The organism is Shewanella abyssi, from assembly GCF_023284025.1.
Classification (GTDB): Bacteria; Pseudomonadota; Gammaproteobacteria; order Enterobacterales; family Shewanellaceae; genus Shewanella; species Shewanella abyssi.
The window spans coordinates 1-13,399 of sequence record NZ_JAKIKR010000085.1; the positions used below are offsets into that span (position 1 = coordinate 1).

A 13,399-nucleotide genomic window follows, 5' to 3' on the forward strand; every position below is an offset into this window, starting at 1 on the left:
GTAAACAGATGGATTTTAATCTGAATGACGACCAACGCCAATTCGCAGAGTTAGCCAGCCAGTTTTCAAGAGAGGAACTCGCCCCTTTCGCTAGCAAATGGGATAAAGAACACCACTTTCCCAAAGACGTGATTCAAAAAGCCGGTGAACTGGGTTTTTGCTCTTTGTACTCACCTGAATCTGAAGGTGGCATGGGCTTATCTCGTTTAGACTCGTCGATTATTTTTGAGCAGTTATCGATGGGGTGTACTGCGACTACGGCCATGTTAACGATTCACAATATGGCGACTTGGATGGTCACCAGCTTTGGCTCTGAAAGCTTGCGTAGCGAGTGGTCAGAATCATTGACTAGCGGACAAAACCTGGCGTCATACTGTTTAACCGAGCCGGGCGCAGGTAGTGATGCCGCATCACTGCAAACCAAAGCGGTGCGTGATGGTGATGACTACCTTGTTTCAGGCTCAAAAGTGTTTATCTCTGGTGCAGGTGCAACTGAGTTGTTAGTGGTGATGTGCCGTACCGGCGAAGCGGGTCCCAAAGGGATCTCGGCGATTGCCATTCCTGCCGACGCTGCAGGGGTTATCTACGGTAAAGCGGAAGATAAAATGGGTTGGAACGCCCAGCCAACTCGCCAAATCACCTTTGACAATGTCCGCGTCCCTGTGAACCATCTACTGGGTGAAGAGGGCCAAGGCTTTACCTTCGCCATGAAGGGGCTCGATGGCGGTCGAATTAACATTGCCACCTGTTCAATTGGTACTGCACAAGCGGCGCTTGAACGTGCAACACAATACATGAATGAGCGTAAGCAGTTTGGCAAGCCTTTGGCCGCGTTTCAAGCGCTGCAGTTTAAGTTAGCCGATATGGCAACAGAGCTCGTGGCCGCCAGACAATTAGTGCGTTTAGCCGCCTTTAAATTGGATGAAAAAGATCCCGAAGCGACGGCGTACTGCGCCATGGCCAAACGGTTTGCTACCGATGTTGGTTTCCAAGTGTGTGATGCTGCGCTGCAGATCCACGGTGGTTATGGTTATATCCGTGAATACCCATTAGAGCGCTATGTACGTGATGTGCGTGTGCACCAGATCCTAGAGGGAACAAACGAAATTATGCGTTTGATTATCTCTCGCCGTTTATTAGATGAAAACGCAGGCGCGATTTTATAAGCATTCTTTTAAATCGATCGTTTAAAGCGATCACTTAATAGAATCGCAAAGCCGTTTAATCATTGATTCAAAACTATTTAAAAGGAGTTTCCATGTCACTATTATTAGAGAAGATCGTCGGCCATACCGCGGTTATCAGCATGAACAACCCGCCGGCGAATACATGGACCGCAGCAAGCTTACAAGAGCTTAAAGCAAAGGTACTTAACCTAAACGATAACAAAGAGGTTTACGCGCTTGTTATCACTGGCGAAGGAGACAAGTTCTTCTCTGCGGGTGCAGATTTAAAGCTGTTTGCTGATGGCAATAAGAATAACGCCGCAGATATGGCGCGTTACTTTGGTGAAGCGTTTGAAGCATTAAGTGCCTTTCGTGGTGTATCGATTGCCGCGATTAACGGCTACGCGATGGGTGGCGGCCTTGAAGTGGCATTAGCGTGCGATCTTCGAATTTGTGAAGAGCAAGCACAGATGGCACTGCCGGAAGCGACGGTCGGACTACTGCCTTGCGCCGGTGGCACACAAAACTTAACCGCACTCGTGGGCGAAGGCTGGACTAAGCGGATGATCTTGTGCGGCGAGCGTATTAAATCTGCTAAAGCGGAAGCGATAGGTCTGGTCGAGGAGGTTGTCGCTACGGGTGATAGCTTTAATGCGGCGATGGCCTTGGCAGAGCGAGTGGCTAACCAAAGCCCGAGCAGTGTTGCCGCGTGTAAGCGTTTAGTTCAAGCGGGTCGGACAATGCCTCGTGCTCAAGCATTGCCGATAGAGCGCCAAGAGTTTGCAGACCTGTTTGATACTGAAGATCAAGCTGAAGGCGTGAGCGCCTTTTTAAATAAGCGTAAAGCAGTTTGGAAGAACGGCTAATGACGACCACATTAAGTACCACTACAAATACGCTAGCGAATACTGTAACCAATAGTGTGGTGTTCCAAACCTTGGGCACGGCATCGGGTAAGCAGATTGGCGTGGCAACGCTTAATATCGAAAAAGCCCTTAACGCGCTTAATCTTGAGATGGTTCAGCGGTTAACGAGTCAATTAACAACATGGCGTAGCGATAATAATATTGCCGCTATAGTGTTAGATGGTGCTGGCGAAAAAGCCTTTTGTGCGGGCGGTGACGTGCGTGCAATCTATCATGCAGCCGTGGCAACACCGGGGGAAGTCACTGCGCAAGCGACTGACTTTTTTAAGCAAGAGTATCAGCTCGACTACCTACTGCATACGTTTGGTAAGCCGGTATTAATTTGGGGCGATGGCATTGTCATGGGCGGCGGCCTTGGGTTAATGGCCGGAGCTAGTCATCGTGTGGTGACCGAGCATTCGCGGATTGCCATGCCTGAAGTGACCATTGGTTTATACCCGGATGTTGGCGGCAGCTATTTCCTTAACCGTATGCCGGGTAAAGCTGGGCTATTTTTAGGGATGACCGCCTACAACATGAATGGCGCCGATGCGCATTATGTGGGTATTGGTAACCATTACCTTAATCGCGATGACAAAGAGTTACTGTTTGATGCGATGGCAACGGTGGCATGGTCAAATGATAAAGCGACTAACCATGAAATGCTGCATGGGCTGCTTGATGACATGCAAACACAATGTGCAACACCGTTAGCGTCAAGTCAGCTTGAAACAAATCAAGCAATGATAGATGAGTTAATGGCTGGCGACTTATCAACAATTGTTGCGCGAGTCGGTTCGCTAAACGATGAACAAAAAGAGGCACAGCCTTGGCTCGCTAAAGCCTGCAAAGTCATGTTGGCCGGTAGCCCTATTAGTCTGGCTTTGGTACACAAACAATCAACGTTGGGCACAGAAATGAGCTTAGCTGAGGTGTTTAAATTTGAGTTAGGCTTAAGTGTTAATTGTTGTGCTCGCGGCGATTTTGCTGAAGGCGTACGCGCGTTACTTATCGATAAGGATAGAAGCCCGAAATGGTTATATCAGGATGTGGCTTCAGTGCCCAATGAGTTAGTGTCATCACTGATGAACTCACCTTGGAATGAAACTAGCCACCCTCTGAGGGATATGCTTTAAGGCGACTGATTTAAACAAATACCATACTGCACTTGTTAAGGGTGCGCAGGAGCAAAACATGAGTACTGTTGCATTTATTGGCTTAGGAAACATGGGCGGCCCAATGGCCGTTAATCTGATTAAAGCGGGCTTTACCGTTAAAGTGTTTGATTTGGTTCCCGCTGCGATGCAAGCGTTGGCCGAGCAAGGCGCACTCACCGCAACGACTGCCTGTGGCGCAGCTGCCAGTGCTGACATCGTGGTGACGATGTTGCCGGCTGGCAAACATGTTCGTAGCCTCTATATTGGCGATAGCGACAATAAAGGCTTAGTCGATGTGGTTGCGGCAGGGACATTACTCATTGATTGCTCAACTATCGATGCTGATAGTGCACGCTTTGTGGCAAAGCACGCGGCTGACAAAGGTTTAGAGTTTGTTGATGCGCCAGTCTCAGGCGGCACCGCAGGCGCCGCAGCGGCCACGCTGACCTTTATTTGTGGTGGCAGCGACAGCGGATTTGGGCATGCACAGGTTGCGCTCAAGGCTATGGGCGCCAATATATTTCATGCGGGCGGCCCCGGTGCTGGGCAAGTGGCTAAGATCTGTAATAATATGCTGCTGTCTGTATTGATGGTGGCGACATCTGAGTCGTTGCAGATGGGTATTGACCATGGACTCGACCCTAAGGTGCTTTCAGATATAATGAAAGTCAGTAGTGGTGGTAATTGGACGCTAGATAAATATAATCCTTGTCCAGGAGTGATGGGATCGGTTCCGTCGTCAAACGATTATCAAGGCGGCTTTATGGTTGACTTGATGGTAAAGGATTTGGGGCTTTCTCAAGAAGCGGCTTTGTTATCAAACTCAAGCACGCCAATGGGCGCTTTAGCGCGCAGTCTTTATGTTAATCATGGGCGTCAAGGTAACGGTAAACGCGATTTTTCGAGTATTTTTGAGCAGTTTGCTCCTAGATCCTCAGAGTAATCAACAGATAAAAAATAAAGGGTAATTCAATGGATTTAAAAGATAAGGTTGTAGTCATTACTGGTGGTGCGGGTGGACTAGGCTACGCAATGGCGGAGACTTTAGCGGCTGCAGGTGCCAAGCTAGCACTTATCGATGTTGACCAAGAGAAGTTGGAAAAAGCCTGTGCAAACATTGGTGCAACAACTGAAGTTCAAGGTTATGCATTAGATATTACCGATGAAGAAGATGTCGTTTCAGGTTTTCAGTTTATTAAAGAAGATTTCGGCAAAGTTAATGTGCTGATTAATAACGCGGGCATTTTACGTGATGGCTTAATGGTAAAAGCCAAAGATGGCCAGGTGACTGACCGTATGTCTTATGATCAGTTCCAATCGGTTATCAACGTCAACTTAACAGGTACTTTCCTCTGTGGCCGTGAAGCGGCAGCAGCGATGATTGAGACCAAGCAAGAGGGGGTGATTATCAACATCTCTAGCCTTGCTCGGGCAGGCAACATGGGTCAGTCAAATTACTCAGCCTCTAAAGCGGGCGTAGCTGCCATGAGTGTCGGTTGGGCTAAAGAGCTTGCACGTCATAATATTCGCAGTGCAGCAGTGGCACCGGGCGTGATCGAAACTGAAATGACAGCGGCAATGAAGCCGGAAGCGCTTGAGCGATTAGAGAAAATGGTGCCTGTTGGCCGTTTAGGTCAGGCGGAAGAGATAGCTTCTACGGTGCGTTTTATCATTGAGAACGATTATGTGAACGGTCGCGTATTTGAGATTGATGGCGGTATACGTTTGTAATATCGAGTCTCTCGGCAACAATTAACGGGCATTTGCCCGTTTTTTTATAACTGTTCATTAGTGGTGTGAATTGGTATATATAGGCGAGATATACGTCATAATTAAGTTTAGCAGGCTAGATTTGTGTTAGAAGAGGAGTATGGGGTTACAATGGACTGGTTAGAGAAAACAACCAAAGTGATGATGCTAGTGGTCGGTTATAGTGGATTGTTAGTGATCTATTTTGGCTTTTTTTATTTGATATTTAGCGGGGAAAGTACCGCCATTATTCCATGGTATATCTTGCTATCACCTTGGGTTTGCATCTATTTTGGACTAAGCAAGCGTACTCAATTTGAAATTATGCAGTGGTTTATTAACAAGTTTACCCGCAATTAGTCCCTTACTTTCCCATTGTCGTTTTCAAAATCTGTTCTTAGTGGGGTTAAATTACTTTATTTGTTTAAGGGATCGTAAGTCTTAGATTAACTGCTTTTAACACAAGTTGTATTAATAGATACTTAATGGAGTTGATGCTAGATCTCAGCAAGAATCGCCGTATTGGCATTATTATCGCTATTAGAGCGTAAAGCTTAAGAGATTCATTAACTCATCTTTTATTTAGACAGAACTTAGACAGTACTTAGGCAACGAATGAGATTTTTAATTGCATCAATCCTGACTTGTGCAACATTATTGATAACGGCTGGCTGCGATGCACCTAAATCAAAGCATACTGAAACTGTAGCCGCTGGATCATTACCCGATGGCGTACAAATAGCAGATTTTGGTAGCTGGAAATCTCCTGTTACTGCTGAGCATGTTTATGATCTGTCAGACAGTATAGGTGAGATCCAAGTCACCGCTGGTCGCATCTATTTTACCATTCTTGATGCTAGCAGTGAGGGCCAGCGTGGCGTTAAACGGATAGACGGTGCTGGTGTGGTCGTTGAAGCAATCCCCTCCAATTTTGATATTGGCAGCCGTGTACATGAGTACGGCGGTGCACCTTTTGTTGCGATAGGTAATAGCCTCTTTGCCGCTAAACACTCAGATCAACTCTTGTATCGCATTGCCCCCAATCAGGCGCCGTTTCCATTAACACCTTCAGGCACTCGGCACGCTGACTGTATATCAAACTCAAAAGCTTCCCGTTTAATCTGTGTCAGAGAAGACCATAGAGCTGCAGATAACGTGGTTAATCAGCTCGTCGGCATTAACTTAAGTTATGCTGATGAAGGTAAAGTGCTCACTACTGGCGCTGATTTTTACTCCACACCGGTTATCTCTCCAGACCAAACCAAATTAGCGTGGATAACATGGGATCACCCAAACATGCCGTGGGATAACACTAAACTATGGCTGGCAGATCTTGATAACAAAGGCGCGCTGATTAATGTCAAACAGGTCGCTTTAGCGCAAAAAGCTTCAATCACTCAACCTCTTTTTAGCCCCAATGGACAGCTCTATTTTGTTGCCGATTACACTAACTGGTGGAATATTTATCGACTAAATGAGTTTGATCAAGCTGAGGTCGTACTAGCGCAAGAAGCTGAGTTTGCTGTTGCTGCTTGGCACTTAGGTCATCACAATTTCGCATTCGAAAATGAACATACCTTAATCGCCAGTTATAACCGTGAAGGTGAAGCTGGACTTATCCGTATTGATACCGAAAGTGGCATCACGGATCCTATTGCTGTCGATTTTGCAGAAATTACTTATGTAACCAAAAGCGAGAACGAAGTTATTTTCGTCGGCGCGAAAGAAACGCCTGAAAAAGGGATCTATAAAGTACAAGGACGTTCTGCCCAGCTGATTTATGCGCCCAAACTTACGGTAATGGACCCCCACTTTATTTCAAGAGCCGAGAGTGTCAGCTTTAAAACGGGCGATAATGATACCGCCCATGGTTATCTTTACCAACCGGTAAATCCTAAATTCCAAGCGCCAGCAGGGCAAGAACCGCCGTTAGTGATGTTTTTGCACTCCGGCCCCACAGCTCAGGCAAACCGAGCATTTAGGCGTGATATTCAGTATTGGACGAGTCGCGGTTTTGCAGTGTTTGATCTCAACTACCGTGGCAGTACCGGTTTTGGCCGGGATTATCGCAACAGTCTTTATGGTAACTGGGGTAAGTCAGATGTAGAAGATGCGGTTAGAGCCGCAGGCTTCTTGGTCAATCGTGGCGATGTCGATGGCCGAAAACTAGCCATAAAAGGAACTCGCGCGGGTGGCTTTACTGCATTATCAGCCGTTGCTTATTACAGTACGTTTGGCGCCGCAGTAAGCTATTCAGGTATTAGCGACGTAGAGTCATTTAAACGTCATTCCCATAAGTTTGAAAGTTATTATTTAGAGAAACTCATTGGCGAATTTGATAACTATAAACGCCGCTCTGCGATGAACAATCTCGCAGGAATTAATGAACCTTTACTGCTTGTTCAAGGAGTCAACGACTCACTGATCCCTGCAGAGCAAACGCTACAGCTCTATAATGCCGTTAAACAAAGGGGTAGGCCGGTAGCCTATTTAGAGTTTAACGATGCTGCCAATCGAGTATCTCCGCAAAGTAAAAAGCGCGCTTTAGAGTCTGAACTGTCGTTTTATGGTCAAGTTTTCGGCTTTACACCAGCAGGAGATACGCCTGTACTCATCATTGAAAATATTGATAACTTAAGGCGCAGGTAAGCTTTAGCATAGTGCTAGGTGCTAGGCGACCACATCAGTGCTAGGGTTAAGGCCGTTTAGAATGGCGCAGTTGGGCTGTTTGCCACCTTTACAGTCCTTGATTAAATGCCGCAGCTGGCGACTTAAGTTACTCAGCTTATCGATCTTTTGTTCAATATCATCGAGGTGATGTTGAGCGAGTGCTTTTACATCAGCAGCATTACGATCGGTGTTTTGTTGCAAATCGAGCAGTGCTTTACAATCTTCTAAAGTAAACCCTAGTGCTCTACAGTGCTGTATAAAACCCAGCGAATCCACCTCCTTTTGGCTGTACTCACGGTAGCCGTTATCGTTCTTTCGACCCTCCACCAAGCTAATGTCATGATAATAACGTATGCTTTTTACTGATAAATCAGTCAGTTTAGCGACTTCACCAATTTTCATTGTCTCTCCGGTGCAAAATAATTTGAATTGACGTTTGACTCTCCCCTTGTAGGAGACAATACCCTTAGTACATCAAAGATACAATATAAATGAGCTGGGAGCGTTTTTATGCAAACGATTAATCTATATGTCCCCAATATGAGCTGTGCAAGCTGTGTGGCCAAAATTGAGTCTGCTTTTGCCAAAGCCAGTAGCAAAGATGATATCAGCAGTGCAATTAGCGCCAGAGTGAATCTTGCCGACAAGCAGGTTCAGGTGTTCGGTGATATCCCGCCTGCAACAGCAATTGAGCTTATAAAAGCCGTTGGATACGACAGCGAACAGTTGCTTGATGCGCGAAAAGGCGCGGCAAAGAAAGAGGCCGATGAGGTTAAAGAGTATCGAACTCGAGTAATACAAGCTGCCATTGGCCTGGGTCTAGGGGTGCCTTTAATGCTGTGGGGGCTACTCGGCGGTGAAATGATGGTGAATAACGCCAGTCAGCAACTGGCATGGGGCGTAGTGGGTCTGGTGACATTAATCGTAATGGCAACCACAGGGCGTCACTTTTTTCAGGGCATGTTACGTGCAATAAAAGCGCGTAGCGCCAATATGGACACTCTTATAGCATTGGGTACTTCTGCTGCCTGGGTTTATTCGATGTTGGTTGTTATTGCACCGCAATGGTTCCCTGCAGATACCCGGCATGTCTACTTTGAAGCGAGCGTGATGATCTTAGGTTTAATTAATTTAGGCCATGCATTAGAGCTTAGGGCAAGAGGTAAAACCAGCGAAGCTGTGCAGCGCCTACTCGGACTGCAAGCTAATACCGCGATACGTATTACCGATGTCGGCGATGAAGAGGTTGAGATCAGCCAAGTTAATCTCGGTGACCATCTACGTCTGCGCCCCGGTGATAAAGTGGCGCTCGATGGTGAGATCATTAGCGGACATACCTTGATTAACGAGTCGATGTTAACGGGTGAACCCGTGCCCGTGCACAAAGAGCCTACTGATAATGTTAGCGCCGGCACCGTTAACGGCAATGGCAGTGTTATATATCAAGTTACCGCCGCTGAAAAAGACAGCAAACTGGCCAAAATTATTGAGTTAGTTCAGCAAGCACAAACATCCAAAATACCGATAGGACGCTTAACGGATAAAATCTCCGCTTACTTTGTGCCGGCGGTGATTATTATTGCACTGCTGAGTTCGGCTATTTGGTATCTGTATGGGCCAGCACCTGCTTTGTCACATGCCTTGGTCGTGCTAACCAGTGTGCTTATTATCGCCTGCCCATGCGCTTTGGGACTTGCTACGCCGATGTCGATTATGGTTTCAGTTGGCCGCGCCGCAAAGATGGGGGTATTAGTTAGAAATGGTGAAGCGTTGCAAACAGCGAGTAAGGTCACCACAGTAGTGCTTGATAAAACCGGCACCATTACCCAGGGCGCGCCTAAAATCACTGAGTTAATCGTGCTGCAATCGCAAATCGATAAACAAAGTTTACTCAGTGATATTGCCGCGTTAGAGCAACACTCCGAGCACCCGCTTGCCAGCGCGATTATTGCAGAGGCTAAGCAATTATCACTCTCTATTAAAGAGCCGGAACAGTTTACTAACGTGCAAGGTCGGGGGATCACGGGGCTGGTAACAGGCATTGAGTATGCGATTGGTAACCAGAGCCTGATGCAACAAGTTGGTTTAGATAACTTATCTGCTTATCAGCAGCAAATATCGACAATGGCAAGTAAAGGGCAAACACCAGTATTTGTGGCAAGGGAGCAAAAGCTTATCGCCATCATCGCCATAGCCGATCCTATCAAGGCAGATGCCGTTGCAGCGATAACCGCCATGAGAAGCAGTGGCCTGAAAGTGGTGCTATTAACGGGGGATAACCAACAAACGGCAAGGGCTGTCGCTAATGCCGTGGGTATTGAAACTGTATTTGCCAATGTTTTACCTGAGCAAAAGCAGCAAAAAGTGATCGAATTGCAACAGCTAGGTGAAGTGGTTGCCATGGTCGGGGATGGCATTAATGATGCGCCAGCACTGATGAGCGCCGATGTTGGTCTAGCGATGGGAAGTGGCACGGATATCGCCATAGAAAGCGCAGACTTTACACTGCTTTCAGCAAGACTGATGGTGGTGGCCGAAACGCTATTACTGGCAAAAGCCAGCATGAAAAACATCAAGCAAAATCTATTTGGCGCCTTTATCTATAATAGCTTAGGGATCCCTTTAGCTGCAGGGGTATTGTTTCCGTTTACCGGCATGTTACTCAGTCCTGTTATCGCAGGTGCCGCCATGGCATTGTCATCATTAACCGTGGTGAGTAATGCTAATCGATTGCGCAAAGCCAAGCTTGTTTAAGCATCATGGTATAACAGCTAGAGGTAAGCACCACCTAGTGCGAACTATTTTAATAAGATTGTCATCTAACAGCGCGGATCACAGTTGATAATTTAGGCTAAAATGCTATAGTATCGCGCTTGATTTTATAGGCTATGCGCGGACTTGCGTGAGTCTTCGACCGGTAAGTTGATATAGAACTAATGGTTCATATCTATTTACTGGTTTTTGTTTTATCTATGATCTCTATAAGTCATATAACCAAAAGCGGAAAGTTACTTTGATTACTACAGCTAATATCACCATGCAGTTCGGCGCTAAGCCACTGTTTGAAAACCTCTCAATAAAGTTTGGCGGCGGAAACCGTTACGGTCTTATCGGCGCCAACGGTTGTGGTAAATCAACCTTTATGAAGATCCTTGCGGGCGATCTTGAGCCAACTTCAGGTAACGTTTCACTGGATGTTAATGAGCGCTTAGGTAAGTTGAGCCAAAACCAATTTGGTTATGAAGAGTTTAACGTCATTGATACCGTGATCATGGGGCACGCTGAGCTTTGGGAAGTGAAGAAAGAGCGTGATCGTATCTACTCTTTACCTGAAATGACTGAAGAAGACGGCATCAAAGTGGCCGATCTTGAGATGGAATTTGCCGAGATGGACGGTTATACCGCCGAATCTCGTGCCGGTGAACTGTTAATGGGCGTCGGTATCGGTGTCGATCAGCACTTTGGTCTTATGGGCCAAATCGCACCTGGCTTTAAGCTACGTGTACTTTTGGCGCAAGCCTTGTTCTCAGATCCAGATGTACTGCTACTAGACGAACCCACCAACAACTTGGATATTGACACCATTCGTTGGTTACAAGATATGCTGAATCAACGTAACAGCACCATGATTATCATCTCGCACGATAGATATTTCTTGAACTCTGTTTGTACTCATATGGCTGATTTGGATTACGGCGAAATGCGCGTATTCCCAGGTAACTACGATGAGTACATGATGGCAGCGCAACAATCACGCGAACGATTGATGTCTGACAATGCTAAGAAAAAAGCACAAATTGCTGAGCTTCAGGGCTTCGTTGCACGTTTCTCTGCTAACGCGTCTAAAGCAAAGCAAGCAACCTCACGTGCTAAGCTAATCGACAAGATTAAGCTTGATGACATTAAAGCGTCAAGCCGTGTGAATCCATTTATTCGTTTCGAACAAGAAAAGAAATTGTTCCGTAACGCATTAATTGTGGAAGACTTAAGCAAAGGTTTTGACGTTCAGCTGTTTAAAGATCTTAATCTGATTGCCGAAGTCGGTGAACGCATTGCTATCTTGGGTGATAACGGTGTCGGTAAAACCACATTGTTACGCACCTTAGTACACGACATTCCACAGGATTCAGGTACGATTCATTGGTCTGAAAACTCTGCGATTGGTTACTACGCCCAGGATCATGAGTCAGATTTCGAAAATGACATGACATTGTTTGAGTGGATGAGCCAGTGGCGTAAACCAGAAGATGATGACCAAACTGTACGTAGCTACTTAGGCCGTATGTTGTTTGGTTCTGACGATATTAAAAAGTCAGTTAAAGTGCTTTCTGGTGGTGAAAAAGGGCGTATGTTGTTTGGTAAGCTAATCATGCAAAAGCCAAACATCTTGCTACTTGATGAGCCGACTAACCACATGGATATGGAATCAATCGAGTCATTGAACAACGCACTTGAAATGTATGAAGGTACATTATTGTTCGTCAGCCATGACCGTGCGTTTGTATCATCAATTGCTAACCGTATTCTTGAAGTTACGCCAAACGGCGTGAATGACTTCAAAGGCACTTACGATGAGTTCCTTGTGAGTAAAGGTATTGAAGGTTAATCTTCAGCTTTAGCACTTTAGCACTTTAGCACTTTAGTTTTAGTAATAGTTAGGTAATGGTTGAGTAATATTTAAAGAGCCCGATGCGTCGGGCTTTTTTGTGGCTGCAGTTTGTTGCTGCCGTAGCAATGGTGTTTTTAAAAATCCAAATCAAAGTCAAAGTCGTGGCGCTTCGCCCACACCCGAACCAAGGGGTAAAGCGCTTGTACCCCTTGGTAATCCCTCAGCGCCCCGGCCAAAAGGGGAACAATAGCAATCCCCTCTTGGATCACGACATTCAGACATCCTTCCCTGCACCGCAGGTCATTGGAACCACTGTGGTCAGCAGCTAACGCATTTCTGCCCCATTGTGATTTGGCTGCTCTATTAGCTATTTTTTCCAAATCCAAATCCAAATCCAAATCAAAGTCAAAGTCGTGGTGCTTCGCCCACACCCGAACCAAGGGGTAAAGCGCTTGTACCCCTTGGTAATCCCTCAGCGCCCCGGCGAAATTTAAACAGCGAAATTTCCAACGGGGGAGATTTGATTCTGCACGTTTGGTTAATGTATTTAAGCCATGATGTTTACTAAGAGACAGTTATTTCTTACTGGAAAAATGAAAACTTAAATGCTAAGAGTCTGTGCTTTTCTAACCTAGTGTAGATGCATCCATGACATCCATGACATCCATGACATGGATGTCATGGTCGAGCTTCCATGGACGGACTTGCAGCGTGTCACGGGCGTATCTGCACATACGCCGACCGCAGGTTATTGGAACCACTTTGGCCTAAAGGTAACTCACATCTGCCCGTGCGACGTGAAGTCGTATGAAGCGTTGTTCACCACGATAAGAGTGAACCATCTGTATCACCAGATGACCCTAGGACTCTGAATAAAGTAGCGAGTCTGACAATGTAACGATATTTGGCTTTATGCCGAATGGGAACTGAATCGTGAGAGGACGTTCTTCCTGATAACCACAGTCGGGTAAGTGCTAGGGAGTCAGTATGATGAACATATGTGAATCCACCTAAGGTGCGTTATGTGAGAAGTGAAGTGGTCAACTAATTTTGGCCACGGACTTAGAGTCTTCCTGAAATAACCGTTCAGACTCAACTGGTGTCAAACCACCGTTATACTGATGTGGCCTGACTTGATTGTAA

11 protein-coding genes are annotated in these 13,399 nt (G+C 46.1%); 9 read left to right on the plus strand and 2 right to left on the minus strand.

The features are described from left to right. Window positions 1-8: 8 nt before the first annotated feature. The 7 genes from L2755_RS21065 (at window position 9) to L2755_RS21095 (ending at window position 7,626) form a co-directional block, all read left to right on the plus strand. On the plus strand, window positions 9-1,166 hold the full coding sequence (locus tag L2755_RS21065; RefSeq protein ID WP_248982620.1) for an acyl-CoA dehydrogenase family protein: 1,158 nt from the start codon (window positions 9-11) through the stop codon (window positions 1,164-1,166). A 92-nt stretch (window positions 1,167-1,258) separates the two neighbouring features. Then, window positions 1,259-2,032, plus strand: coding sequence for an enoyl-CoA hydratase (locus L2755_RS21070; protein ID WP_248982610.1), 774 nt, complete (start codon window positions 1,259-1,261; stop codon window positions 2,030-2,032). Beyond that, on the plus strand, window positions 2,032-3,207 hold the full coding sequence (locus tag L2755_RS21075; protein WP_248982611.1) for an enoyl-CoA hydratase/isomerase family protein: 1,176 nt from the start codon (window positions 2,032-2,034) through the stop codon (window positions 3,205-3,207). The genes L2755_RS21070 and L2755_RS21075 overlap by 1 nt, the downstream gene beginning before the upstream one ends. 58 nt (window positions 3,208-3,265) lie before the next feature. After that, complete coding sequence (mmsB, locus tag L2755_RS21080; protein WP_248982612.1) at window positions 3,266-4,171, plus strand: 3-hydroxyisobutyrate dehydrogenase; 906 nt, start codon at window positions 3,266-3,268, stop codon at window positions 4,169-4,171. 29 nt (window positions 4,172-4,200) lie between these two features. Next, complete coding sequence (locus L2755_RS21085) at window positions 4,201-4,959, plus strand: SDR family oxidoreductase (protein ID WP_248982613.1); 759 nt, start codon at window positions 4,201-4,203, stop codon at window positions 4,957-4,959. A gap of 150 nt (window positions 4,960-5,109) precedes the next feature. Beyond that, window positions 5,110-5,337, plus strand: a complete 228-nt coding sequence (locus tag L2755_RS21090) for a hypothetical protein (RefSeq protein WP_248982614.1) — start codon at window positions 5,110-5,112, stop codon at window positions 5,335-5,337. Between the two features lie 255 nt (window positions 5,338-5,592). Then, window positions 5,593-7,626, plus strand: a complete 2,034-nt coding sequence (locus L2755_RS21095; RefSeq protein ID WP_248982615.1) for a S9 family peptidase — start codon at window positions 5,593-5,595, stop codon at window positions 7,624-7,626. A gap of 21 nt (window positions 7,627-7,647) precedes the next feature. On the opposite strand, the gene L2755_RS21100 is transcribed toward L2755_RS21095, so the two are convergent. Further along, a complete protein-coding gene (locus tag L2755_RS21100) occupies window positions 7,648-8,049 on the minus strand; it encodes a MerR family DNA-binding protein (protein WP_248982616.1) in 402 nt (133 codons plus the stop codon). A gap of 108 nt (window positions 8,050-8,157) precedes the next feature. Here L2755_RS21100 and L2755_RS21105 point away from each other — a divergent pair, with 108 nt between their 5' ends. Then, a complete protein-coding gene (locus tag L2755_RS21105) occupies window positions 8,158-10,401 on the plus strand; it encodes a heavy metal translocating P-type ATPase (protein ID WP_248982617.1) in 2,244 nt (747 codons plus the stop codon). A gap of 259 nt (window positions 10,402-10,660) precedes the next feature. After that, on the plus strand, window positions 10,661-12,253 hold the full coding sequence (locus L2755_RS21110) for an ABC-F family ATPase (RefSeq protein WP_248982618.1): 1,593 nt from the start codon (window positions 10,661-10,663) through the stop codon (window positions 12,251-12,253). Between the two features lie 137 nt (window positions 12,254-12,390). Here the strand turns inward: L2755_RS21110 and L2755_RS21115 are convergent, their stop codons facing one another. Continuing rightward, entirely contained in the window at window positions 12,391-12,642 is a 252-nt protein-coding gene (locus tag L2755_RS21115) for a hypothetical protein (RefSeq protein WP_248982619.1), read from the minus strand. Between the last annotated feature and the right edge of the window lie 757 nt (window positions 12,643-13,399).